This window comes from Marivita sp. (assembly GCF_965656765.1).
Classification (GTDB): domain Bacteria; phylum Pseudomonadota; class Alphaproteobacteria; order Rhodobacterales; family Rhodobacteraceae; genus Marivita.
Genome location: NZ_CBFHLV010000051.1, coordinates 1 through 23,846, shown reverse-complemented (window position 1 = coordinate 23,846; position 23,846 = coordinate 1). Strand labels below are relative to the sequence as shown.

The 23,846-nt window shown below is 57.7% G+C and carries 19 protein-coding genes and 1 pseudogene; 8 read left to right on the top strand and 12 right to left on the bottom strand.

Annotated features, from left to right (window positions below; all coding sequences use genetic code 11):
• A pseudogene (locus tag ACTG4M_RS13120) lies at nucleotides 1-240 on the top strand (hypothetical protein); the annotation flags it as partial.
• Nucleotides 241-243: 3 nt separating this feature from the next.
• Here the strand turns inward: ACTG4M_RS13120 and ACTG4M_RS13115 are convergent.
• The 3 genes from ACTG4M_RS13115 to ACTG4M_RS13105 form a co-directional block, all read right to left on the bottom strand.
• Entirely contained in the window at nucleotides 244-2,508 is a 2,265-nt protein-coding gene (locus tag ACTG4M_RS13115) for a peptidoglycan -binding protein (RefSeq protein WP_439124120.1), read from the bottom strand.
• 3 nt (nucleotides 2,509-2,511) lie between these two features.
• Nucleotides 2,512-3,702, bottom strand: coding sequence for a biopolymer transporter ExbB (locus ACTG4M_RS13110; protein ID WP_439124119.1), 1,191 nt, complete (start codon nucleotides 3,700-3,702; stop codon nucleotides 2,512-2,514).
• A gap of 71 nt (nucleotides 3,703-3,773) precedes the next feature.
• Nucleotides 3,774-4,304, bottom strand: coding sequence for a gamma-glutamylcyclotransferase (locus tag ACTG4M_RS13105; RefSeq protein WP_439124118.1), 531 nt, complete (start codon nucleotides 4,302-4,304; stop codon nucleotides 3,774-3,776).
• Nucleotides 4,305-4,371: 67 nt separating this feature from the next.
• Between ACTG4M_RS13105 and ACTG4M_RS13100 the strand changes: the two genes are divergently transcribed.
• The 4 genes from ACTG4M_RS13100 (at nucleotide 4,372) to ACTG4M_RS13085 (ending at nucleotide 9,976) form a co-directional block, all read left to right on the top strand.
• The gene (locus tag ACTG4M_RS13100) at nucleotides 4,372-5,349 is read left to right on the top strand and encodes a DUF2125 domain-containing protein (RefSeq protein ID WP_439124117.1); all 978 of its coding nucleotides are present in this window, start codon (nucleotides 4,372-4,374) and stop codon (nucleotides 5,347-5,349) included.
• Nucleotides 5,350-5,403: 54 nt separating this feature from the next.
• On the top strand, nucleotides 5,404-6,678 hold the full coding sequence (locus ACTG4M_RS13095; RefSeq protein WP_439124116.1) for an acetylornithine deacetylase/succinyl-diaminopimelate desuccinylase family protein: 1,275 nt from the start codon (nucleotides 5,404-5,406) through the stop codon (nucleotides 6,676-6,678).
• A 148-nt stretch (nucleotides 6,679-6,826) separates the two neighbouring features.
• Nucleotides 6,827-8,302 carry an ABC transporter substrate-binding protein gene (locus tag ACTG4M_RS13090; RefSeq protein WP_439124115.1) on the top strand — a complete coding sequence of 492 codons (1,476 nt, stop codon included), beginning with the start codon at nucleotides 6,827-6,829 and terminating at the stop codon, nucleotides 8,300-8,302.
• Nucleotides 8,303-8,506: 204 nt separating this feature from the next.
• Entirely contained in the window at nucleotides 8,507-9,976 is a 1,470-nt protein-coding gene (locus tag ACTG4M_RS13085; protein ID WP_439124114.1) for a PLP-dependent aminotransferase family protein, read from the top strand.
• Here ACTG4M_RS13085 and ACTG4M_RS13080 read toward each other — a convergent pair.
• Nucleotides 9,969-11,003 (bottom strand): NAD(P)/FAD-dependent oxidoreductase, encoded by a 1,035-nt coding sequence (locus ACTG4M_RS13080; RefSeq protein ID WP_439124113.1) that lies wholly within the window; start codon nucleotides 11,001-11,003, stop codon nucleotides 9,969-9,971. The two genes, ACTG4M_RS13085 and ACTG4M_RS13080, sit on opposite strands and share 8 nt — an antisense overlap.
• Nucleotides 11,004-11,056: 53 nt before the next feature.
• Between ACTG4M_RS13080 and mnmD the strand changes: the two genes are divergently transcribed.
• Complete coding sequence (gene mnmD, locus ACTG4M_RS13075) at nucleotides 11,057-11,734, top strand: tRNA (5-methylaminomethyl-2-thiouridine)(34)-methyltransferase MnmD (RefSeq protein WP_439124112.1); 678 nt, start codon at nucleotides 11,057-11,059, stop codon at nucleotides 11,732-11,734.
• On the top strand, nucleotides 11,731-12,597 hold the full coding sequence (locus ACTG4M_RS13070; RefSeq protein ID WP_439124111.1) for a DMT family transporter: 867 nt from the start codon (nucleotides 11,731-11,733) through the stop codon (nucleotides 12,595-12,597). Before mnmD ends, ACTG4M_RS13070 begins: the two co-directional genes overlap by 4 nt.
• On the opposite strand, the gene ACTG4M_RS13065 is transcribed toward ACTG4M_RS13070, so the two are convergent.
• The gene (locus ACTG4M_RS13065) at nucleotides 12,562-14,535 is read right to left on the bottom strand and encodes a lytic transglycosylase domain-containing protein (protein WP_439124110.1); all 1,974 of its coding nucleotides are present in this window, start codon (nucleotides 14,533-14,535) and stop codon (nucleotides 12,562-12,564) included. The genes ACTG4M_RS13070 and ACTG4M_RS13065 overlap by 36 nt on opposite strands.
• Nucleotides 14,536-14,656: 121 nt before the next feature.
• Between ACTG4M_RS13065 and dapA the strand changes: the two genes are divergently transcribed.
• Nucleotides 14,657-15,532, top strand: coding sequence for a 4-hydroxy-tetrahydrodipicolinate synthase (gene dapA, locus ACTG4M_RS13060; protein ID WP_439124109.1), 876 nt, complete (start codon nucleotides 14,657-14,659; stop codon nucleotides 15,530-15,532).
• Between the two features lie 111 nt (nucleotides 15,533-15,643).
• Here the strand turns inward: dapA and ACTG4M_RS13055 are convergent, their stop codons facing one another.
• The 7 genes from ACTG4M_RS13055 to ACTG4M_RS13025 form a co-directional block, all read right to left on the bottom strand.
• A complete protein-coding gene (locus ACTG4M_RS13055; RefSeq protein WP_439124108.1) occupies nucleotides 15,644-16,948 on the bottom strand; it encodes a M16 family metallopeptidase in 1,305 nt (434 codons plus the stop codon).
• The gene (locus ACTG4M_RS13050; protein ID WP_439124107.1) at nucleotides 16,945-18,288 is read right to left on the bottom strand and encodes a M16 family metallopeptidase; all 1,344 of its coding nucleotides are present in this window, start codon (nucleotides 18,286-18,288) and stop codon (nucleotides 16,945-16,947) included. Before ACTG4M_RS13050 ends, ACTG4M_RS13055 begins: the two co-directional genes overlap by 4 nt.
• A gap of 135 nt (nucleotides 18,289-18,423) precedes the next feature.
• Nucleotides 18,424-18,951, bottom strand: coding sequence for a DUF3035 domain-containing protein (locus ACTG4M_RS13045; protein WP_439124106.1), 528 nt, complete (start codon nucleotides 18,949-18,951; stop codon nucleotides 18,424-18,426).
• Nucleotides 18,952-19,010: 59 nt separating this feature from the next.
• The gene (lspA, locus tag ACTG4M_RS13040; RefSeq protein ID WP_439124105.1) at nucleotides 19,011-19,481 is read right to left on the bottom strand and encodes a signal peptidase II; all 471 of its coding nucleotides are present in this window, start codon (nucleotides 19,479-19,481) and stop codon (nucleotides 19,011-19,013) included.
• A gap of 45 nt (nucleotides 19,482-19,526) precedes the next feature.
• Complete coding sequence (purH, locus tag ACTG4M_RS13035; RefSeq protein ID WP_439124104.1) at nucleotides 19,527-21,116, bottom strand: bifunctional phosphoribosylaminoimidazolecarboxamide formyltransferase/IMP cyclohydrolase; 1,590 nt, start codon at nucleotides 21,114-21,116, stop codon at nucleotides 19,527-19,529.
• A gap of 21 nt (nucleotides 21,117-21,137) precedes the next feature.
• Complete coding sequence (locus ACTG4M_RS13030) at nucleotides 21,138-22,886, bottom strand: heparinase II/III family protein (protein WP_439124103.1); 1,749 nt, start codon at nucleotides 22,884-22,886, stop codon at nucleotides 21,138-21,140.
• Between the two features lie 85 nt (nucleotides 22,887-22,971).
• The coding region (locus ACTG4M_RS13025; protein ID WP_439124102.1) for an RsmB/NOP family class I SAM-dependent RNA methyltransferase at nucleotides 22,972-23,846 on the bottom strand (875 nt) is incomplete at its 5' end.

Genomic DNA, 23,846 nt, shown 5'->3' with positions numbered 1-23,846 from the left:
GCGCGCACCTCTGTCGAAAAACGGTTCCCAGGGTTTCCCTTTTCCATAGCTTACCTTCCGAGCTTTTGGCTCTCCGGTAAACCCGGTCTGGTTCATGAAGATCAGGTGCAACTGATGCGCGCATACGGTCGCCGGGCTCCAAGTGCGGGGTGGCCCGAAGGCCCGTATCGCGGATATGCGCGGCTTATCCGCGGCGACACCATTCTTGCTGTGCGCCATGCCGATGTGACCGTCGAATAGCGATTACTGCTCTGTCAGTTTGAGTTCGATCCGCCGGTTCTGCGCCCGTGCCTCGGCTGTGTCGTCTGTGTTCACAGGCTGGTATTCCCCAAACCCATTTGCCGACAGGCGCTGTGGCGAGATCCCGAGCTCTTCGATCATATAACGCACAACCGACAGTGCCCGCGCCTGCGACAATTCCCAATTGTCCGCATAAAGACCCTGCCCAGACAGTGGCAGATTATCTGTGTGTCCATCGACACGAATAATCCAATTGATGCCTTCAGGAATTTCCTGTGCCACATCGCGCAAAATGGCGGCGACATTGGCGATCTGTGCCCGGCCACCCGGCGACAAGCCTGCCTCTGCAGGTGGGAACAACACTTCGGACGAGAACACGAACCGATCACCCTCAATTCGCACGCCGTCACGATTGCCCAAAACCTCGCGCAAGCGACCAAAGAACTCCGAACGGTAACGCTCCAAATCTTGGTTCTGACCGGCCAACCGCCGCTTTTCCTCTTCCAGCCGCAAGCGTTCTTCCTCAAGCCGCTGACGCTCAGCTTCTTCCAACTGCCGCCGCCGCCTTTCTGCTGCCGCGACCCGCGCCAATGCGGTATTCAATTCGCTCCCAAGGCTTTCCAACTGAACCTGCGCTGCGACATCCCGCGCCTCGGCCTCGTCCAGCAGGGCTTGCAATGACGACAATTGACGACGCAGCGCCCCAACCTGCTGGTTGAGCAATTCTGTCTGTTGCTGTGCCTGCGTCGCGCGTTGCGTTTCGGCATCCAGACGGTCGCGTGCCTGCTCTAGCAGCAACTGGCGTTGCTCGCCCTCGGACAGACGGTCCTCCAACTCGGTTTCGGTAGCAACCTGCGCAGCAAGCGCCGCCGCCAGTTGATTGCGCGTTTCCTCTAAGGTCGCTTCGATCGAGGTCTGCTGAGCAAGTGCTGTGGCAAGGCGTTGCTCAAGCGTTTGCTCGCTTTCGGATCGCGCGGCTGCATTGGCTTGCGCTTCGACCAAGGCCTGACGCAGCGCATCCACTGAGGCCTGCATTTCTGCACCGGTCTGTTCCGACTCCGTCAGAGTTTCAGACAATGCCACATTCTCAGCACGCAACTCTTCAAGTCTTGCATTCAGCGCATCGGCCTCTGCCACCCGGATCAATGCTTGCGACAACTGCGCTTCAAGCGACGAAAGCGTTGTGCGATCCACTTGCGAATCCGAAAGCTCTTGTTCCAGCCCTGCGATGCGGTTTGCCTGCTCGGCCAATTGCGCCCGCAAAGATGCTTCGGTCTCGTCACCCTCGGCAGCAGTCGCTTCAAGCTGCGCTTGCAATGATGCAATCCGCTCTTCGCTTTCGGCAATCGCTGCATCCAACCGAGCCTGCAAAGATGCACTGGACTCCCGCCCTTCGACCAAGGCTGCCGCCAGACGCGCGTTCAGGTCTTCTTCGGCTTCGCGCGCCGCGGCCAATAGGGTAAGCGTTTCCTCCGCCCGCGCTCGCTGTTCCTCAAGCGCCATCGTCATGGCCGTGAGTTCGGCATCTGCGTTTTCCAACCGATCCCGCAATGCCTCTGCCGCTGCCGCCTCAGCCAGCTTGGCCGCCTCTTCTTCGCTCAGCGCGTTTTCCAAGTTCGCCACTTGCGCGGTCAAAGCGCCAACCTGTTCGGTGGTTTCGGCATTCTCGGATCGCAGGTCAGCGACCAGCGCGTCAAGCGCCTCGCGGCGGGCTGCGGCCAAGCGGGCGGCTTCAACCTGATCATCAATTTCGCTGCGCGCAGTCGCCAAAGCAAGGTTCAGCGCGTCTTGTTCGGACAGCAGCTGATCTCGCGTCTCAATCAGTTCCGACACTTGCTCGCGCGCCGAATCTCGTTCGGACAAAAGACCCGCAACCTGTTCTTCAAACGACGCAATCCTTGCATCGGCAGCCTCCAATGCGGCAGCTTGCCGGTCGCGTGTGGCCGACAACGAGGAAATGATCGCCTCTTGTTCCGTTAGCCGCGCCTGCGTATCGTCCAGCGTCGCGTTCAAAGCACCCAGTTGGTTGGTCAGCGATGTCGTGCGTTGTTGTTCGACGCCCAGCGCGCGGGCCAGTTCCGCGATTTCGGATGACAGGGAATTCAGTTCGTTTTCCTGACCCGTAATCGTGTCCCGCAGCACCGCTTGAACCACCATAAAAATGGTTAGTACAAACATAAGAACCAGCAAAAGCCCGGTCATCGCATCCACAAAGCCGGGCCAGATCGAGGCCTGGAACCGGGCTCCGGTGCGCCGTGACAGGGCCATGACCTAGCCCTCGCCCTTGTCGGTCTTGCGCCCTGAGTTGCGGGCCATGCGATCAAGCGCGCGGCCAATGGCGTTCAGATCGGTGCGCAGTTCCGCCATGGTCTCCTGACGCCCGGCGGCCACCTCTTCGAGGATGCGCAACATCTGCACGTCAATCGATCGCAGCCGCATCCGGCTTTCAGAGTCCAGACCTTCGTTTTCCGATTTGTGGGTCAAAACGTCGATCAAGCGGTCCTGACTGTCCGCAATCCTCGCAAAGGCGGTGGCACTTGGCGCGGTCGCCTCCATCCGTTCTGTCATTCGTTCAAGCGTATCGCTCAATTGACCCAGCCGGTATTCCACCTCTGAGCGGCCTTCCTCGGACCGGGCGAACAAATGCTGCATTGCCTCCATCTGTTCAACCATCTGGTCGAGGATCACACCTGTGGTCCCCAATTCGCCTGCACCATCACCGTCGCCGCTGGAAAAACCCAGCTTGGTGATCGAACTCAGCCATTCTTCCAACTCGCGGTAAAACCGGTTCTGGCCATGCCCTGCGAACAACTCCAGAAGACCCACAACCAACGAACCTGCCAAACCCAAGAGCGAGGACGCGAACGCCACACCCATTCCCGACAATTGGCTGTCTAGCCCGTTCATCAGCCGGGCAAACACCTCGGTCCCGGTCTCACCATCCTCTGGCGCAAGTCCACGTATCGTGTCGACAAGCGCGGGCACAGTTGTGGCAAGCCCGTAGAAGGTGCCTAAAAGGCCCAGGAAAATCAGTAGATTGACGATATAACGCGTAATCTCGCGCGCTTCGTCAATCCGAGTCGCTACGGAATCAAGGATCGACCGGGTCGAGGCTGTGTTGATCTGCATTCGCTTGTTGCGCGAGCGCAGCAAGGTCGCCAAAGGCGCAAGCAGAAGCGGCGCTTTGCTTTGCACGCCACGCTCGCGTGCCTGTGCGAAATGTTCGAGCCAGCGCACAGACTGGATCAATTGCCAGACCTGCCAGAAACAGGCCAGCACCCCAATCACGAAGACAAAGCCGATGAACCCGTTCAGATACGGGTTTGCTTGGAACACGGGCAGAACCCGTGGCAAAGCAAGAAAGCCACCAAACACCGTGAGCCCCAGAACAAGGAGCATCATCAGCACCTGTCGGACAGGTTGGGAAAAATGTGGCTCGGCCTCGATGTCCGGCTGATCCATTCGGACAGTTCCTGACGCGTTTCTTGTTTTCACGACCGACTCTAGGCGGTTCGCACCCAATCGCCAAGCCGTTAAGCGTTCAAGGACTTCACACGGGTACAAAGCCAGTCGAGTTCTGCATCTGGAATGCCCAGTTCCGCCAGATGTGAAGCCGTGTTGAACAGATATTCGCAGTTCGGGCCACGCCCACCAACCGCGGTCGCGATAATCTGTGCCTGCTCTTCCAGATCGAGAGCCCCGCAGTACTGCACATGGTCGGGGTCGATCACATAGGTGACCGCCATTTCCTCGCGCCCATCCGCAAACTTGAGCGGTACGATTTTCTCAAGGTAGGCCGACGACACAAGCTCTCTTTCTCGCAGATAGGCCATCGTGTCATCGTATTCGGCCTCGTGCATCTGCATGGCAAGACCATCACAAGCGCTTTGCACATTTGCATCCAGTGCGAGCACCAGACCCGGCGCCTCGTCCGTGCCACGGTGGTGGATCGACCGCATGCAAAAACTCCGCGCATAGCCCTCGAGCTTGGCATGCGCGGTTTCAACCGGCGTAAAACCCGGGTTCCACAAAAGCGATCCGTATCCGAATACCCATAGCGTCATGATGCTGGTCCTGCCTTTCTGCGCGCGGTAAACACCAAAGGCGCGACAGAAAAAAGGGGGTGTGCGGGTGAAACGTCTTCTCGCTGTAATTATCGTGGCCACTTTGGCCTATAGCGGCTGGTGGTTCTACGCTGCCCACGATTTGCGCAGCAGCATCGAAAACTGGTTCTCCGACCAACGCGCGTCTGGCCTGCAAGTCAACTATGCCGATCTTTCCATAGTCGGTTTTCCCAACCGCACCGACCTGACGATCACCGAACCTGTAATTTCCGCCTCTGACAAGGGTTTTGGCTGGCAAGCGCCGTTTCTCCAAATCCTTGGCCTAAGCTATAAGAAGGGCCATGTGATCGTCGCGTGGCCCGACACCCAATACCTGACGACCGATCAAGGCAACATCGCCGTCACGTCCGACGGGCTGCGCGCCAGTGTAGTTCACGACAACGGCACTATCATGCGCAGCAATCTGGTAGCCATCGTTCTCAATATGACAGGCCCGGATCGCACCATTGCCCTGGCCGAGGTGAATGCAGCTTTACAGCAAATCGAAATTGCGCCGTTATCCTACCGCCTTGCACTCTCTGTCGGCAGCATTGCAACCACGTCTCCGCAGATCACAACGAATATCGGGCCAGAGTCGCTCGGATCACTCCGCGCGGAACTTGAAGTGACCCTTGACCGTCCCCTTACCTTTTCCGTGATGGAAGGCGTCGCACCGCAACCCACCGAGATTACAATCAAACGGTCCGAGATCACCTATGGCTCTGTTACATTCAAGGTGAGCGGTACTGCTTCTCTGGATCCTCAAGGCTTAGCCACTGGCGAGATCACTATCGCAGCCGAAAACTGGCAAGATGCGGTTGCGGCCGCGCGCGACAATGGTGATCTGCCACCCGGCCTAAGCGATAGCCTGATCGATATATTGTCGATGTTGTCTACCCTTAGCGGCACCCGCGAAGCTCTGGATGTGACTTTGGGTTTGGATCGCAGCACCATCTTGATCGGTCCGATACCTGTCGGCAAATTGCCTCCACTGCGCTGGCGCTAAAGCTTGCAATGCCAATCCACCCCCACGACACTGCGCGCAACGGCGAGGTGAGACATGACGGACAGACTCTTTCAACGGATTGACGACGCGCGCGACGATTTGATTGCGCTGACGCAAGAGCTGATCCGCATTCCAACGTTGAATCCACCGGGCGAAAACTATGCCGCGATTTGCGACATGCTAGATGCTCGACTGTCCGCATCAGGTTTTGAAACAACATGGGTCCGTGCCGAAGGTGCCCCCGGCGACAGTGACCGCTATCCGCGCTGGAATCTGATTGCCCGCCACCAAGGCCCCCACCCCGGTCCATGTGTGCATTTCAATTCACACACCGACGTGGTCGAGGTCGGACATGGCTGGATACGTGATCCGTTCGGGGGCGCGGTCGAAGGCGACAAGATCTACGGTCGTGGCGCATGTGACATGAAAGGCGGCCTCGCCGCGTCGATCATCGCCGCCGAAGCCTTTATCGCCGATCACCCCCACTACGCTGGCACCATCGAAATCAGCGGTACAGCAGACGAAGAATCAGGCGGCTATGGCGGTGTTGCCTATCTTGCCGAACAAGGCTGGTTCGCGCCTGATCGCGTCCAGCACGTGATCATACCAGAGCCGCTTAACAAAGACCGCATCTGTCTTGGCCATCGCGGCGGCTGGTGGGCCGAAATCGAGACCAAGGGCGAAATCGCGCATGGCTCCATGCCTTTTCTGGGCGACTGTGCGGTACGCCATATGGGGGCTGTTCTGAACGCGTTTGAGGAGACGTTGTTCCCTGCCATGGCGTCACGCTGGACTGAGATGCCCGTGGTCCCTGACGGCGCGCGGCAATCTACGATGAACATCAACTCGGTGCATGGGGGACAGCCAGAACAAGCCAGCGACTACACCGGCCTGCCAGCCCATTGTGTGCCCGACAGCTGCCGCATCGTGATTGACCGCCGATTCCTGATGGAGGAACCCATCGAAGCGGTTCGGCAAGAAGTGATCAATCTGCTCGAAGACCTGAAAGCGAGGCGCGAAAACTTCGACTACGAAATTCGCGAGCTCAACCACGTTATTCCATCCATGACCGATAAGGCAGCACCCGTCGTCACAACGGTGCATGATGCCATCCGCGACGTACTTGGCCATGACCCCACATATGTCGCCTCTCCCGGCAGCTATGACCAGAAACATATCGACCGGATCGGCAAGCTCAACAATTGTATCGCCTACGGCCCCGGCGTTCTCGAACTGGCGCACAAACCGGATGAATGGATAGGCATCACCGATATGCTGGACAGCGCCAAGGTCATGGGCCGCACGCTAGAAACACTGCTCCTGCCTTAGACGTCCTTAAGCCTCAAATATCTCGGAGAGCGCAAAGGGAAGTCCCTTCTCTTCGGTACGGTGCAAAGACCAAACCCTTGTGTGGAAGCAGAGACTTGATCACGGCGCGATTTGACGTGACACTCGATCCAACAACTGGAGGGACGCCATGACAACTCATTTCCTGCGCGGGGCCGCTTTGGCCGCGCTGCTTACAACGCCTGCGCTGGCGCAGCAAACCGACCTCACCATCGCTTTGCAACTCGAACCGCCGCATCTTGATCCAACAAGCGCCGCGGCGGGTGCCATCGACTCAGTACTTTATTCCAACGTGTTCGAGGGCCTGACGCGCTTTATGTCCGACGGTTCGGTCGTGGCGGGACTCGCTGAAAGCTGGGAGATCAGCGACGACGGCATGACGTACACGTTTTCCCTACGGGACGGTGTGACCTTCCATGACGGCACGACGATGGACGCAGACGACGTCAAATTCACACTCGACCGTGCCCGTGCCGAAGACAGCGCTAACGCACAGAAAGCTCTGTTCGAAGGCATTCAAGAGGTAACGGTCATCGACCCTACGACAGTCGAGGTGAAGCTATCGGCCCCGAATGGCAACTTCCTGTTCAACATGGCCTGGGGCGACGCGGTGATCGTGGCCCCAGAAAGTATCGAAGGGATCAAGCAAACCCCGATTGGGACCGGCCCCTTCACATTTGAAGAATGGGTCCAAGGTGATCGTATCGAAATCAGCCGCAACGCGGACTATTGGGGCGATGCTCCCGCTCTGGAAGCGGCGACGTTTAAGTTCATCTCTGACCCCACCGCCGCATTTGCCGCAATGATGGCCCAGGATATCGATGCCTTCGCGGGCTTCCCTGCGCCCGAAAACCTCCCGCAGTTCGAAGCCGATCCGCGTTTTCAAGTTCTTGTCGGTTCAACCGAGGGCGAGACGATCTTGTCAACGAACAACAAACTGCCGCCGCTGGATGATGTGCGCGTCCGCCAGGCGATTGCCCATGCCATTGACCGCCAGTCGATTATCGATGGCGCGATGTTTGGCCTTGGCACGCCCATCGGCACACACTTTGCGCCGCATAATCCCGACTATGTCGATCTGACAGCCCAATCGGCCTATGACCCCGAGAAATCCAAGGCGTTGCTGGCCGAAGCTGGGCTGCCTGAAGGATTTACCACAACACTAAAGCTTCCACCCCCCTCATATGCCCGGCGCGGCGGCGAGATCATCGCGTCACAACTGCGCGCCGTTGGTATTGAGACCGAAATCACCAATCTCGAATGGGCTCAATGGCTTGAGGAAGTGTTCCGGGGCAAGGACTTTGGCCTCACCATCGTTAGCCATACCGAACCGTTCGACATCGGCATCTACGCGCGGCCAGATTACTATTTCCAGTATGACAATCCGGCGTTTCAAGAGCTGATGACAACGTTGGGGGAAACAAGCGACCCCGCCATGAGATCGGATATGCTCGCCCGGGCACAGACGATGATTTCGGATGATTACGTCAATGGATATCTATTTCAGTTGGCATTCCCAACTGTCGCGGATGCCCGAATTCAGGGCCTGTGGCAAAATGCGCCGACACAGGCGACGGACCTCACTGGTGTGAGTTGGTCGGACTAAGCCGCTTTGCATATGATGCCACGGGCGAGACCATTGCTCACCATCCGTGGCACCTTAATCATATTGAAACCTCCGCTTGAAAGAAACTTCGTAGAAGTTTCTTGGGCCCGCCATAAAATTCTGGGGGCCCACCACAATACGAAAGCGTTCAAATAAGATTAAGACCAGATTGCCAAGCTCATAAGTCCAAACTAGGCTCGATGTATGGCAATCCCCGTTGAAAATTTCTTCCTCAAACCCGACACTCGCGGGACTTTGCAATCGCGCATTCAACAGATGGTTGCCGAAGGCATTTTATCCGGTCGGTTTCGCCGGGGCGAAAAACTTCCATCAAGTCGCAAGCTTGCGCACCATCTTGGCGTTAGTCGGATCACGGTCACGCTGGCTTACACAGAATTGCTGGCCAATGATTACCTGACCTCACGTGGCCGCTCTGGCTACTATGTGTCCGAAGACGCGCCCGAACCTCCCAGCTTCCAAGACACGCCACGCAGAGAGGACGCCGTTGATTGGTCGCGCGCCATCGGTCAGCGCTTTACCGGCGCGGCGACCCTGGTCAAACCACAAAACTGGGCGCAGTATCGCTACCCATTTCTGTATGGTCAAACCGATCCGCAACTTTTTGATCATGCCAATTGGCGGCTTTGCGCATTGCAGGCCTTGGGCGCACGTGATTTTTCAGCTTTGACCGGCGATTATTACGATCAAGACGACCCGCAACTGGTCGAGTTTATTCTACGCCACACTCTGCCAAGACGCGGAATCACTGCAAGTCCAGACGAGGTGCTGATCACCATGGGCGCACAAAACGCCCTTTGGATGACGTCACAGGTTCTGCTCAATCAGCGCCGTCATGCGGTGATTGAAAACCCGTGTTATCCAGCGCTTCGTGGCGTGTTGACCCAATCGCGCTGCCATCTGAGCGCACTGGATGTGGACGAGGACGGGTTACAACCCAACCAAATTCCCGAAAATACCGACGTGATCTTCACCACGCCCAGCCATCAATGCCCCACCTCTTACACCATGCCACTGGCTCGACGTCAGGCGTTGCTCGCACGGACGCGTGCACTGGATGCGCTGATCGTCGAGGATGATTATGAATTCGAAATGGCCTACCTCAAACAACCCATGCCCGCGCTCAAAAGCCTCGATGAAGAGGGGCGCGTGATTTATGTCGGCAGCTTTTCCAAGTCACTCTTTCCCGGGCTGCGTCTGGGATATCTTGTCGGGTCAGCCCCTTTCATCCGTGAGGTGCGCGCACTGCGGGCATCGATCCTGCGACATCCACCTGGACTGACACAACGCACCACAGCCTACTTTCTAAGCCTCGGTCACTATGACAGCCTGATCCGCCGGACCGGAAAGGCGCTGAATGACCGGCGGGTGATCATGGAGCACGCGATCCGGAAATACGGCCTGACGATTGCCGGCAAAGGCACATATGGCGGATCAAGCTTCTGGATGCGTGCGCCAGACCATGTGGATTGCGAGGAATTGTCAGACCGTCTTCGCAAAGCCGGTGTGTTGATCGAACCCGGCACCGCGTTCTTTGCGGGCGATGATCCACCGCGCAACTATTATCGCCTCGCCTACAGTTCGATTGCGCAGGCACGGATCGACCCCGGCGTGGCCGAAATTGCCAAAGCGATTGAGGCGACACCCATCACATAGATGCCTCGACGCGAAAGCCGTCGGGAATGGCGTCCTGTCCGCACAAAAGTAAATCTGCCATCACCTCTGCAACCTTGGGTGCCATCCCAAAGCCGATTTTGAAACCGCCGTTGGCGATGAAATGCCCCTCACGTCCGGGCCAGGCACCCAGCATGGGCGCGCGGGATCTCACACGCGGGCGCACACCCGCCCATCGATCCACCACAGGTGCCTTGGCCAGCATTGGCATTGCGGCAACAGCACGGGCGATCAGGTCATCACATTGCGCATCCAGACCGTCCGGTGCGTCGAAATCCCGTTCGCTGGTCGATCCGATGGCGACAGTTCCGTTGGCATGTGGGATAATATGCAACCCATCTACAAACACCTGCGGCACCGGACCAGCATCATACTTCAGGGCTCCTGACTGTCCTTTGATCCCCGCGCCAACGGATTTGCCCATTTCTTTGGAAAGCTCCACTAACCCACGCCAACCCGTCGCCCAAATTACTGCGCCGCGATCAGGAGCTTCAGAAAGAACCTTCACACCTTTTGCATGCAACGCCGCTACCAAGGCCGCACAAGCCTGACGCGGATGCATCCGCGCCGTCAGCGTGTCCCGGATAAAAAACCCCGAGGATGTTGGTGGCGCAAATCCTCCTGCATCTTCAGCGCGGATCACTTCCCACACAGCGCGCCCTTGCCACAGATCACGCGCACCAAGAGTGCGGGCTTGCGCCATTTCAAGTGCATGATCATCGGCGATAGGTTGAAGCCGACCGGTCCGCGCATAGCCCGGATCGACACCACCCGCTGCTTGCACATCAGCCCAAAAAACCTCGGCCATCAGCAGGCTTTCCAATTGGAATGCTTTCTTTTCGTTCCAGTTTTCCGGCACGTGCGGGGCCAATGCACCCACAAGCCCGCCACTTGATCCAGAGCCGGGGCCGAATGGATCGACCAATTGCACCGTAGCGCCGCGTTGCGTAAGAACCCATGCGATGCTGAGCCCGAATATCCCGGCACCGCGCACTGTAAATTCGGGCATTGCCAATCCCTTATCTCCTCGCCAAGGTCGCGCTGTCGCTAAGGTATGTCATCATGGAACTCCATACGGAACCGCTCGACTGGCGCGATGGAGATGTTCCTGTCTCCCGCCGGTTCGACGATCCTTATTTCTCACTCGACAACGGGTTGGCCGAAACGCGCCATGTCTTTCTGGCGGGCAATAATCTGCCTGCGCGTTTTGCAGATAAGTTTCATATCGCAGAGCTTGGGTTTGGCACAGGTTTGAACCTACTGGCAACACTCGACCTGTGGCGATCAACTGGCCAGAAAGGCGCACTGCATTTCACCAGTTTCGAAGCGTTTCCAATGAACCCCAGCGACATGATTCGAGCGCAACAAGCGTTTCCAGAACTCAAACCCATCGCGGATGAACTGGCGCCGTTTTGGGCGTCTGCCGCGCGCCAATTTACCCTTCACGACCTTCGCTTTGCCCTTATCCAAGGCGATGCCCGCAACAAGCTCCACGACCTCACGCGACCGGTTGACGCTTGGTTTCTAGATGGGTTCTCGCCCGCCAAGAACCCCGAGTTGTGGGAGGCTGACCTCTTGTCACGTGTCGCGGATAAGACCGCATCAAACGGCACTGCCGCCACCTACACCGCTGCAGGCCATGTTCGGCGCGCACTCGATGCGGCGGGCCTCATGACAACCCGCGTCCCCGGCTTTGGCCGCAAGCGCCATATGACCATCGCGCAGAAAACTGCGCCATGACCGAGACGAACAACCGCCTCGGGATTTGGCTCATGGTGGCAACAACGTTTGTGTTCGCGCTGCAGGATGGTCTGTCGCAGCATTTGGCCAGCGAATACAATGTGCTCATGGTGGTGATGATCCGATACTGGTTCTTTGCGGCCTTTGTGATGTTTGTCGCCAGCCGCCGCGCTGGCGGCCTGCGTGCTGCGGCAGCAACCAGCCAACCGTGGCTACAAGGATTTCGCGGGCTTTTATTGGCAGCCGAGATTTGCGTGATGGTTCTCGGCTTCACCTACCTGGGCCTCGTGGAAAGCCACGCAATCTTTGCCTGTTACCCGCTGCTTATCGCTGCGCTGTCCGGTCCGATTCTGGGCGAACAGGTCGGTTGGCGGCGCTGGACGGCCATTGGCGTCGGATTCATTGGCATCTTGATCATCCTGCAACCTGGCTTTGGCGTCTTTTCTCCGCTAGCGATTATTCCTGCGATTTCCGCCTTTATGTTCGCGCTTTACGGTCTGCTCACGCGCTACGCCGCCCGCAAGGATAGCGCCGCCACCAGCTTTTTCTGGACCGGCACGGTGGGCGCGGTGTTCATGACAGCAATCGGCATTTGGTTCTGGGAACCGATGGTCCCTGCTGACTGGGCCTTGATGGCGATGCTGTGCGTGACAGGTGCCACAGGGCATTATCTGCTGATCAGGTGCTACGATGTTGCAGAAGCAAGCGCGGTACAGCCCTTCGCCTATCTTCAGCTGCCCTTCGCGGCGAGCCTTGGTATTCTTGTGTTTGGAGAAGGCATCCGCGCCAATGTGATCTTCGGAGCGAGCCTCATTGTGGGGGCGGGTCTATTCACCCTCTGGCGTCAGCGGCAAAAGGGTTGAGCCCTTAAGTTCTTCAGAAAATGGCACCGGGTGTGGGTCACGCCCCAGACGCGCGCGATAAATCGGCAGGCTTTCGGTGACGCGCATTACATAGTTTCGGGTCTCGGTGAACGGGATATGTTCGATCCAGTCGATCATATCCATCTCATCCCGACGGGGGTCACCCCGTTCCTCCATCCAGCGGATCGGCCGGCTTGGACCAGCATTGTACCCGGCAGCGATCATAACCGCATTGCCATCAAACTGCCGCGCCAGACGTTCCAGATACGTGGCCCCAAGAACCGCGTTATACACCGGGTCGCCCAGCAGCTTGGCTTCGGAATACTCAACATCCAACCAACCCGCGACCTCTTGCGCCGTGCCCGGCATCACTTGCATCAAACCGCGCGCACCGACGGGTGAGATGACGCCCGGATCAAACTCAGATTCGCGTCGGGCAATAGCTAGGACAAGCTCAGTCGGCACCGGATGCTCAATATCGGACAGCGGATGCAAAGCGTAATATGGCCCATGTAACTCGTGCCCATATTGCGCCGCGCGCTTACCAAGCATTACCTGCACATGCGGCAAACTCAGGTCCTCAAGCATCTGACCCATTTGTCCGATTTGTACCCGGTCAAGCGATTCCGCGAGATGGGTCAAGAAACGCTCGGCCAAGACCTTTTCCTCGGCATCCAGCAAAAGAATCGCCGCCTTGAATACTGTTGATTGCGTAAACGCCGCATCGCGCCAATCGGGAAACACCTCAGCCCCGGCCAGCAACGGATCGGCCGGCAACCCCCCTGCTTCGGCAGCCAACAATCCATAAAACGAGGTTTGATACTGCGCCCCAAATTCAAATGCCTTGGCCGCCGCCTCCGGATTGCCAGCAGCGTCCTGAGCCCGCCCCAGCCAATACCCGGCGCGACCAAGCGAAATCGGTGTTTCCACGCCACCGCGCAAGGCTTGAAAATGCCCGACCGCCCGTTCAGGCATGTCTAGGAACCGAAGCGACAGATACCCTGCCAACCATTCCAGATCGGCAAAGCTCGATCCTTCGGTCAGATGATGGGCCGACGCTACATCGTAAGCCAACGCATAGTCGCCGGAACGCATGCGCCGCCGCACCAGATCATCCCTTTGTCGGGCCCAAATGTCCGGGCGACCAAGCGACTCGCGAGACTTTGATCGGGCTATCAGCAGTTCAACCGCATCGTCCGTGCGTCCCTTGCGCATACGCCATGCAAACCGCTCATAGGCCAGCCCGGCGTCGGCGCTAAGCGCGGCTGGTACTGCATCAATCAAGGTGTCCACGCCGCCTTGGTCCGACCGCAAGGCCAACCGTGCCTCAGCCAGCGCGCGCCAATCCTCGCCAACCAATGGCATCATCGCGCGGGCATTGCGTGCACTGCCCCGCCACAACATCGCATCAAGCCGTGCAGCATGGTGCGCTTTTAGCAAATCACCGTGGCTTGCAAGAAATGCAGCTTGCTCTTCGCTTGTCAGCGTCAAAGATGTCCACGCTTGCACGATCACACTTTGCGCAGCATCACGTTGATCTGCGGTCAAGAAAGCACGCGCAAGTGACAGTGCGCCTGCGCCCGATTCGGGCACGTGATCATCGTAAAATGCGCGGATGGCCTCGGCAGAAGCCCCGGTCATCGCGCCTTCGCTCTTTTCCTTCAAAAACGGTAAGCCGGGCCAATCTGGGTTGCGCGCCAGAAAATCCTGCACTTCCCGAGACGAACCAAGCCCGGCGCGCAGATAATGCCACAAGATAACATCCAAAGCGGCCTGGCCGTCACCGCGCGCCTCGATCTGCGCCGCAGCCCAGTTTCCGGTGCGCATCAAGTCCATCGCCCGTTCAAGTGGGCGCGTCGCATCTTGCGCCAAAACAGCAAGCGGCATGGCAAACAGGACAATCGTCAGGATCGCGATACGCCGAAACATGACTTGCATTTTCTCCACTGAAACAGGATAGACGGCTCGCTAAAGGATAACCCGTACCCGACGGCCTTCAACTCACATTCGCGGGACGGGCGCAACGGCGCAAGCGCCATACACGAAAAGGAGCGTGACGATGTTCAAAGGGTCAATGCCTGCACTGGTCACACCGTTCAAAAACGGTGCAGTGGATTTTGACACGCTCAAACGTTTGGTCGATTGGCATGTCGATCAGGGTAGCCACGGTCTAGTTCCTGTTGGCACCACCGGCGAAAGCCCCACACTCAGCCATTCTGAGCACGAAGAGGTCGTGACCTTCGTGGTAAAAGCCGCAGATGGCCGCATTCCCGTGATTGCGGGGGCCGGGTCAAACAACACTGACGAAGCAATCCGCTTTCTGCAGCATGCCGAAAAGGCAGGTGCGCAAGCCGGTTTGGTGGTGACACCCTATTACAACAAGCCAACGCAAGACGGGCTGATCCGGCATTTCACGATGCTGCATGATGCGTGCGACCTGCCCATCATCATCTACAACATCCCCGGCCGGTCGGTTGTCGACATGTTGCCCAAGACGATGGGTGAATTGGCCAAGCTACCGCGCATAATAGGTGTGAAAGATGCAACCGGCGATCTCGGCCGCGTTTGCGCTCAGCGTTTGAGCTGTGGTTCGGACTTTGTCCAACTGTCAGGTGAAGACGCAACCGCACATGGGTTCAACGCGCAAGGCGGCATGGGCATGATTTCGGTTACTGCCAATGTGGCGCCAGCGCTGTGTTCACAGATGCAAGAAGCGACATTGGCTGGTGATTATATCACCGCGCTGGAGTTGCAGGATCGCCTGATGCCGCTGCATCACAGTATTTTTGTCGAACCCGGTCTGTGTGGTGCGAAATACGCGATGAGCCGCTTGGGCCTTTGCGACGAAGAAATGCGCCCGCCGCTTTTCCCGGTGTCGCAACCAACACGTGATCTGATCGACAACGGATTGCGTCATGCGGGGCTGTTGAACTAGGCCGCTCAAGCTCTTTGAAGAGTTTGCTGATATTCTTCAAAGGGTGTCCCTGGCAGAAACAAAAAAGGCCGCGCTAGAACAGCGCGGCCTTTTTTTACCATCCGGTAAAATTCAAGATTCAAGCCCTTCCGGCTGACCCACGACAACGAACCGCAAGGCTTCGGGCTTCAAAACCCGCGCAGCCACGCGTTTGATATCATCCAGTGTGATCGCTTCAACCTGGGCGTTTCGCGTGTTCACATAGTCGATCGGCAGATCGTCCATCTGCATCCCCACTAGAATATTCGCAATCGGCCCATTGCCATCGAACCGCAACGGGTAAGCGCCGGTCAGATAAGTCTTTGCGCTGTCAAGTTCATCTTGAGTCACACCGTTTTCGGCCATCTTGGTCCACTCGTCGCGGATTACCTCAATCGCTTCGGCTATACGGTTATTCGCACTCGACACGCGGCCAAGATACAGCGCTGCTTGGTCCTTGGGGACAAGGTAACTGTAAACACCGTAGGTCAGGCCACGCTTCTCTCGGACTTCTTCCATAAGACGGGCTTCAAACCCACCACCACCCAGGATTTCGTTCAACACGTAAGCGGCAAAGAAATCAGGATCGTCGCGCGCAATGCCTTCGTGTCCGAATATCGCCACCGATTGCGGCACATCGAACGGCACGACAGTTACGCCTGCATCGGTAGTTACCTCAATATCTGCTGGTTGTGGCGTTCCAGTTTCTGGAAGGTCCGACAACAGTTTGTCCAACAAAGCGGCCAGTTCCTCAGCAGAAATATCGCCTGCAGCACCGACATAGACCCGATCCCGCGCCAACGCACCTTTGTAGGCTTCGACTAAGTCTTCCTGCGTCAAGGCTGCCACACTATCTTCACTACCTTCAATGGCCGATCCGTAGGGGTGATCGCCAAACAACATTCGGTCGAATTCGGCACCTACGATGGTGTCTGGATCCTGTGCATCTGAACGGATTACAGACACGATTTGCGCCTTCACCCGTTCAATCGCCGCCTGATCAAAGCGCGGCTGTGTGATTGCGTCCCGCAAAAGTGCCAGCGCCTCGTCCTTATTTTCAGTCAGGAACCGCGCCGAGATCGATACAGCATCGTCGCCGACATCGAAATCGAAACTCGCCGCCAACGATTCGGCTTTTTCAGCAAACGCCCGTGCATCAAGATCACCAGCGCCCTCTTCCAGCAAACCAACCATCAGGTTTGTCGCACCCCGTTTCCCGGGCAGGTCCAACGAGGCACCACCCTTAAAGCGCAGCTCAAGCGCCACAAAAGGAATTGATTGTTCCTCGACCAACCAAGCGTTGATGCCGTCGGGGCTGGTCACTTCAGTTATGTCGATTTCCGCTCGCAACGGCGTAGCGGCAAGCATGAGGGCGATCAGGGGTCCAACGAACTTCATTGTGTCACCTCCTCAGCCGTGCGGAGGAACCCGGTCACAGCATTGTCACGATCAAACACCTCTTGCGCGGCGGCGATGATTTCGTCTGGCGTGATCGATTGCAGAATATTGGGCCATTCATTCACATCTTCGATCGTCAGACCCGAGGTAAGGGCCGCACCATACCGACGGGCAAGAGAATTCGAGCTGTCGAGCGCATACACCTGTGACGCCCGCATCTGAAATTTGATGCGATCCAGCTGTTCGGGATCCACACCGGTTTCCAGAAACTGGGCGACAACCCGATCCATATCGGCTTCAGCGTCTTCCAGCGTGATACCCTCGGCAGGAACGTTGACAACGCCAAAGGTCGTGTCGTCCAAGGACAGCCCGCTGTAGAAGGCACCCGCATAGACGGCACGTTTTTCTTCGAACTGAAGTTGCTGTGGCAGAACGGATGTTTGCGACCCGCCCAACACTTCGGCCAGCAAGGTTAACGCCGCTGCTGTGCGTTGATCTCCCGGATCTCGTTCAGGTGCGAGATATGTTCGCATCACATACGGCTGCGCCACGCGTGGATCTTCAAACGAAATCCTACGCTCTGCCATTTGCGGTGGCTCCGCTGGACGCACCCGTTCGGGCAAGGCGTCATTGCGTGGGATCGGGCCATAATGCTCTTGTGCGAGCGCCAGAACATCGTCGGGCATCACGTCGCCTGCCACAACAAGAACTGCGTTATTAGGCGAATAAAACTGACGGTAGTAGGCCAGCGCGTCATCCAAATCGAGCGATACCATCTCGTGCCGCCAGCCGATGATCGGTGTTCCGTACGGATGGTTCAGAAACTGCGCCGCCATCCGCTGCTCTCGGAACAGCGAACCGGGGTCATTTTCAACACGCTGATTGCGTTCCTCGATGATGACATCGCGTTCGGTCAGGATATCTTCGCGGTCAAGCTGAACGTTTTTCATCCGGTCCGCTTCCATTTCCATCATCAGACCCAAACGGTCAGCTGCAACGCGTTGGAAATATGCGGTATAATCAAAGCTGGTAAACGCATTGTCAGAGCCACCGTTTGCTTTAACGATCTCACTGAACTCACCGGGCTTAAGCTTTTCTGTGCCTTTGAAAAGTAGGTGCTCAAGGAAGTGCGCTACACCCGATACGCCTGGCTGTTCATCAGCAGAGCCGGCACGATACCAGACCATATGCACAACAGCAGGCGCTCGGTGATCCTCGATCACCACAACATCCATTCCATTTTCTAGCTGGAAGGTGGTGACCTGGTCTTCAATGGTAAGCGCGGACAGGGGCGCAGCAGCGAGAAAACACGCCCCGGCAAGGGCTATCAGGCGACGCATCGGCAAATCTCCTTGGTTTTGAATTAAGGTACGGTGCGTAGTGCCAACTTCAAGCGCACCAACGGCATCGTGAGCGATTCACCAGCCCAAAACCTTCAAAACCATCAAGAATTGTTGGAACAATGGTTCGCGATATCAGCGTGGAGGTGCAGACGGCGTCAAAGCCCCCGCACGACGCGCCGCATCAAGGGTGGCGTAGGGATCAAGGATCTGGCTACGATAGATGCGATTGTACGTGTCCTGCGGGACAAGCCGCCAATTGAACAACGACCTGCGTTCACGGAATTCCTGATCGGCCGCGGCCAGTTCTTGGCGGATGTTTGATTGACGTCCAAACCGCGAAACCCGCGCAACCAAAGCCTGATCCCCTGCCCCGACACCAGCCTGTGGATCAAGTCGCGAAGGTGAGCCACCCAATGCAGCAACCGAATCTTTCAGAGGCGTTTGATCCGTACGGTTTGCGCCACCCGGCGTAGGCGTCGGCAATTCCGTCAGGCTTTCTGGGGCTTCCAGCGGCTTTTGCGGCACGATCGAAAATTCCTCGGGCGTGCCTGTAGGATTGCGCAATTGGCGCAGGTTTGTGTCTCGATCTGTCGTGTCCTGACGTGACCCACATGCGGTCAACGCCACCAGTGCCAGTATGATCAATGCGCGCGGCATCATGTTGTCTGCCCGCCTCCGTAGTCGCCTCAACCCTGCTTTAACGCATCAAACCGCGCCCGTCACGAGGCGTTTTTCCCGCCCGAGAACAGCGCGAGTCCAATCGCCCCTAAAAACACCGAAATATCGGCCACATTGAAGGCATAGGGATTGGTAAATCCACAACAAGACATGTTCAGAAAATCAGCGACCGCGCCATAGAGCACACGATCCACCACATTGCCCAACGCACCACCGATCAGCAAACCAGCAAAAATCAATCCGGTCCGCCCCGGCGGATCCCGTCGCATCCAGACCAGCACAAAAAGCACGATCCCGACCGCGACCGAAATCAGAACCCAGCGGGTCCAATCGGCATTCCCCGACAATAGTCCGAAATTGATCCCGGTGTTCCACGCCATACGAAAGTTCAGATAGGGCGGGAAAACATCAATCGCGCCGACACGGGCAAGGTCCATCACATGCACGACCAACCATTTGGTAAGCTGGTCGATGAAAAAGACCGCTGCCGCAATGATGGCCACCAATCGCATGTAAAACCCTTTGCCCTGCCTCAGTATTTTTACCGGATGGTAAAATCAGTGCCGAAAGTGGCGCATCCCGGTCAGCACCATTGCCAGCCCGGCCTCGTCTGCCGCTTTGATCACTTCGTCATCCCGCATTGATCCACCCGGTTGGATCACCGATGTGGCCCCTGCGGCGGCCGCTTCCAGCAGCCCATCCGCAAACGGGAAGAACGCATCGGACGCAACCGCGCTGCCCTTGGTCAGAGGTTCAGGCAGACCTAGCGCCTCTGCCATACGTTCGGCTTTCTTGGCCGCGATCAACGCACTGTCGAGGCGGCTCATCTGGCCGGCACCCACACCAACTGTCGCTCCATCTTTGACGTAGACAATGGCGTTGGACTTCACGTGCTTGGCAATCTTCCAAGCCAGCAGCAGATCGCGCATCTGATCGTCCGTTGGTGCGATTTTGGTCACGACCTTGAGGTCATCCATGTCGATCCGTCCGTTGTCGCGGTTCTGGATCAGCACGCCACCCGACACCTGTTTCCAAGCCGTTCCCGCCTCTGCCGTGTTGGCAAGGCCCGGGGTTTTCAGCAACCGCAGGTTCTTTTTCTTGGCAAAGACGTCAATCGCATCCTGATGAACACCGGGCGCGATCACGACTTCGGTAAAAATTTCGGCAATCGCTTCGGCGGTTTCACCATCCAGCGTGGAGTTCAACGCCACAATGCCGCCGAACGCCGACGTGCGGTCGCAATCGAAGGCTTTCTGATACGCCTCTTTCAGTGTGGCACCGGTCGCGACACCACAGGGGTTTGCGTGTTTGATGATCGCACACGCAAACCCGTCGCGTGGCAGGAATTCTGACACCAGTTCGAACGCCGCATCGGTGTCGTTGATGTTGTTGTAGCTTAGCTCTTTACCCTGAAGCTGCTCTGCTACAGCGACACCCGGACGCACCGATCCATCGTGGTAGAACGCAGCGCCCTGATGGGGGTTTTCACCATAGCGCAATGTCTGCGCAAGGGTGCCTGCGAACACGCGGCGGCGCGGAGTGTCTTCGCCAATCGCACCGGCCATCCATGTGCTAACTGCCGCGTCGTAGGCGCCTGTACGGGCATAAGCGATTTGCGCCAGTTTCTTACGGAAAGCCAGCGTTGTCTGGCCGTCATTGGCGTCCAGTTCAGCCAAAAGCGCATCATAGTCTTTGACGTCTACAACCGTGCTGACAAAAGCATGGTTTTTGGCCGCCGCACGGATCATCGCAGGGCCGCCAATGTCGATGTTTTCTATGCAGGTGTCATAATCGGCACCTTTGGCGACGGTTTCCTCGAACGGGTAGAGGTTCACAACCAAGAGATCGATTGCCTTGATGTCATGCTCAAACATGGCGGCGACGTGATCGTCATTGTCGCGGAGTGCCAGCAGACCGCCATGAACCATCGGATGCAGTGTCTTGACCCGACCATCCATCATTTCAGGAAAACTGGTCACGTCGGCCACATCCTTAACCGGCACACCCGCATCGCGCAGCGCCTTGGCAGAACCGCCAGTCGACAGGATTTCAACGCCCCGCGCATCCAGCGCCTTGGCAAGGTCAGCAAGTCCGGTCTTGTCCGAAACAGACAATAGCGCACGGCGAAGGGGGGCAAGATTGGTCATGACAGCAGAGAATCCCAGTGTTCAGTTCAGCAGCGTCGCGTCGTCCTGAACAAGGTCTCGAACCGCAACCGCGGTCTCTTGCGCCTTGGCCAACGACCAGCGAACGCGGGTCGCATACTCTATTGCGCGGGCAGATAAAACGATCTGTTTCGTCGCGCGGGGGCGTAAACGGCCTTTTTCCAGATAAACCGACGGTTCAAGCGTCAGATCACACAGGCCGTCAAAGCGAAAAACCCAAATCTCACCACTACGCAGCGCCATCGACACGGCGGTACCGTTCATGTCGATGGCTGTGTCGACCTCTGGATGCAGGTGAAACCGGATGTCGAACGGAACACCACCAAGCCGCGTATCTTCGAGCTTTTGTTCGAACCGCGTCTTCCCATTTCCGTCGAGCGCGACAAGCAGGTCTTCGCCGACTACGCCGCGCCCATCAAAAGTCAGCTCAAGAATCCGCGCGTGGGTTAGGCCATGAGATTTGAGGTATCCATCATGCCCCCCCTCAAAGCGAACACCATCGGTCGCGCGTGACATCTCAACCGGGACACCTTTGGGAATATCATCCAGCAATTCGCGTTCAATAGGGCCGATCCGCGACGTCGCGCCCAGCCGTGAACTGGACAGTCCGTCCAGACAAAGCGTCGAATGCGACGGTGTCGCACGCCCAGCGCGCCGCCAATCCTCACCAAAGGTCGATCCCGATCCGCAATTGACGATCAAGGGACGCCTCCCTGAGGTCAGTTCAAACGCGAGCGTCGAGGCATGGGCGTTGAAACTTGCGATGCCATTAGGCGGTGCTGCCGCATCAATGACCATCGTCGTCCGCCCTGCCGAAAGCCGCGCATACCCCATTGCCAGATCACCGGTCGCGTGTGCCTTGACCCCGGCTGCCGCGAGCGCGGTGTCGAGCCGCCCTTCAATGCCACGGCCACCACCATGGAACCGCGCCAGCCCACCATCAGCATGCCGCAAGGCGCGCAGGGTCGGCACAATTTTGGTAATCGCTTGCACATGGTCGAACTCGGGGGACCGACCGGTGTCCTGCAATGCATCACGCGCCCAGATCAACAGCGTGCATACTTCCATCAGCTCTTCGGGGTTGCGTGTCGGGATGCCGCCGGCCTCATTGATTTGACGCGCGCATTCTTGGCCCAGCGCTTTAATCGCGGGAGCCGCCTGCGCCTCCATGCCCTGCAGCGATAAGCCTGCGGATATCAGCCCGGTCAACGCCTCGAACCGGGGTAAGCCGGGAGGCGACGCGTGCCAGCGACGATTGAGAAAAATAGTCTGCTGCGCGATGGATCGAAAGAACGCGCGCGACTGTTCTGGCGTACAACCACCCAAAACGAAGAATGCGTGATGAAGCCAGCGAATGACACGCCGACCCGCCAGATCAGGCGTCCAACCCGGGCCACACCCGTTGCCATAGCGCGCGATCCAGTCGAACAGCCATGTCTGTGCGGTTTTTCGCGTCGCCGGATCACCAACGCTGGCCATATCATCCAGCCAGACAAACCCATGCACCTCTTCCAAAAACGCATCATCGGGTGGTGTGATGTCCCACAGAATTGCGCCGGGGGCTTCGACCAGATGACCGGCGAACAGCAGGTTGCCGGCGGTCAGCTGACGTCCTCGGGCATAAGAGCCAACGGTGCGTGGTTCAGGCTGTCCAACAAACGCAGTTGCGGGTTTGACACGCGTCGACAAGCGCGCGTGAACACGGTTCAAAAGCCGGGTCTGCGCCCGTTTTGCGGCGTCCAGTCGGAACATCAGCTCTGCCTCTGGCTTGCCTTTGCGCAAGCGTTCTTATGCCGTCACCATAGCTTTGAGATGAAACCAAGTCACGGCACAATTGTCACGCTGGCGACGGATCGCCCTTGCGATGCAACACCGCCATGTAAAAGCCGTCCATCCCACCGATATCCGCCCAATAGTCAGGGCGCAGTCGCACTCCGCCTTCGGGGCTGATCCATTTGGGGTCAAATCCGACTGCTGCTGGTGACTGGATCTCCAGATCATCAGTCTGTGCCAACAGCCATTTGATCTGATCCTCACCTTCCTCACGCAGAAGGCTACAGGTGCAATAAACCAACGTTCCGTACGGTTTGAGGTGCTGAATCGTACGTGTCAGCATCGCGCGTTGGAGCTTGACCAGATCGTCAATACCGGTCTGCGATTTGACATAGGGCAGATCAGGATGCCGCCGGATGGTACCTGTGGCGGAACAAGGCGCATCCAGCAGGATTGCATCAAAGGGCGCGTCCTCATAGGTCAACGCATCGGCGATCACCGTCTTGGCCACAAGCCCGGTGCGCGTCAGGTTTTCCTGTAGGCGGGCCATACGGGCCTCGGAGATATCCAACGCGGTCACATCCGCACCGTTGGACGCAAGCTGCATCGTCTTGCCCCCAGGTGCTGCACAAATATCGAGCACACGTTTCCCACTGACATCGCCAAGTAACTGAACCGGCAGCGCGGCCGCCGCATCTTGCACCCACCAGTCACCGGTTTCGAAACCGGGCAATGCCGAAAGCTGGCCACGCGCGGTCAATCTCACGGACCCTGTTGGCAGAAGTGTGCCGTCCAGTTTTTCCGCCCAAGCCGCAGCGTCGGATTTCACCGACAGATCAATTGGGGGCGGCACCGCGTGGGCGCGCTCAATCTGGGCGACGACGGATTTGCTCCAGGCTTTGGCGAGCTTGGGACGCAACCATTTTGGTAACATTGTAT